Raw genomic sequence first — 1,751 nt, forward strand, 5'->3', positions numbered from 1 at the left:
TGAATCGCTCCTCTTTCTTGAAACTCTATTACATCAATAAATTTAAGCTCTTCATTTTTACATAATCTACGCAATTTTTTCTTGAAGTTTTTTAATGCTTTATTGGCTTCTTTTACATCAGTTATATTCTTTTCAAATGTTAAAGTAATGAATTTATCGCCGTTAGAAAAATTGGCTTTGATAAGTCTTTTAACAGTATTTCTAGCTCTGATATTACTCTTAGCTCTTGATTTTAGTCGTTCTTCAGGTGTCTTGTTGTCATTTTTAGAGTAGCTACGTCTGTATTTACCTGTATCACTACTTGATAAATCTCTTAATTGGATAGGTGTTATATGAAAGTATACTTCTACACTGTCACCACTTACATATACCTTTGTTGAATAAGATTTAGAATTTTTCAAAGTTCTTGCTAAATTTGTAGCCTTTTCTTCTACTTCTGCAAGTTCCTGTTTTATATCCCATAAAGCATCCTGCTCATCTAGAGGTATATTTTCATAAATTTCTTCTGATTGTGAATTCATAATTATTTACTTCACTCCTTTGTTAAATTAATAAATTATTCAAATTTTAATTACTATGGTTCTTTTATGTAAGGTAAATAATAACAAGGTAATTACATAAAAGAACCGCTCTTTTTTTCACCCAAAACTCCTGAATATTTTTATGTATTTATTTAACTTATTATGCAAAAATATACTTATACATATTTTATAGAAAGGGTGAATATGCGTGCATACCAACCTACATTTACAACCAGTTGCAACTCAATATGATCGCTATCAAGAAGCCTTGAAGCAAATTGAAGAAAAGATTAAAAATCGAGCAAAAGACTTTGAAATACTTCTGTATGAATCTGAAGTTATTATAGAGTTCTACAGTAAAAAGAAATTACCATTCCCATTACCTGATAGTGATATCCAACTTTTCAATGGTCCAATACTAGCGATTAAAAAGGATATTCTTTATTATTGGGATATCAAAACACAACAGGTTCATAAAACCGATCAGATTACTGATTTAGAAAAAACCGAAGCTACACCGACCTCTTTTGAAGATTTAGCAAGAGAAGGCTTATATAAAGAAGCACGCCAAAATTTAAAATATCTTTATACTTGGCTAGACGAAGAAACTGAAAAGTTGTATGAACAATTAGATCGCATTTAGAGCCCAAAATAGGGCTTTTTTTATATTCTTTTTGCAAACTCTGATAATAAAGAATTACGCGTCTATGCACACCTTTTAAAAGAACGTTTGTTCTTATTCAAAAAAATAAAAAGCCTCCTCATCGGAAGCTTCTAAATTCTTTAAAATTAACATAATTAAATGCTGATCTTACAATCATTACTACATTATTTACAAATTTAACTGTAACAACTCAATTCGTCATATAATACAACTCAAAAATATAATTCTTATCGTATCGGAGAAATACAACCTATTTCGTGTAGATGCAGCTACTCCAGATCCAATCTACATATGAAATCCCTTATTATCTGTTAATAGCCCCCACATTCAATATCCCCAATTATTTTATGCTTACATTATGTATAGGGATTGAAAAGCCAAAAGGTAAACCTAACTTTCAAAAGAAAATACTTATTAATCATAAAAATAACAAAATATTGATTTTATTCTGGCAGAAATACTATTCTTTGTCCTCTAAAACTTTATATTTTTCCTTATCTTTTTTAAATTCAAACTCAACCATTGAATACATATAGCCCACCATACTTGCTACGAATATTGCTGGA

At 29.2% G+C, this 1,751-nt stretch carries 2 protein-coding genes; one reads left to right on the forward strand and one right to left on the reverse strand.

Features of this window, described 5'->3' with window-relative positions; genetic code table 11:
- Positions 1-521, reverse strand: a 521-nt coding sequence (locus QI30_RS18885) for a rolling circle replication-associated protein (protein ID WP_425475036.1), incomplete at its 3' end; no start/stop codon positions are given.
- Between the two features lie 208 nt (positions 522-729).
- Here QI30_RS18885 and QI30_RS18890 point away from each other — a divergent pair.
- Positions 730-1,164, forward strand: coding sequence for a hypothetical protein (locus QI30_RS18890; protein ID WP_126992077.1), 435 nt, complete (start codon positions 730-732; stop codon positions 1,162-1,164).
- The last annotated feature ends 587 nt before the right edge of the window (positions 1,165-1,751 follow it).

The sequence above is a fragment of the Candidatus Kurthia intestinigallinarum genome, from assembly GCF_003991225.1.
GTDB lineage: Bacteria > Bacillota > Bacilli > Bacillales_A > Planococcaceae > Kurthia > Kurthia populi.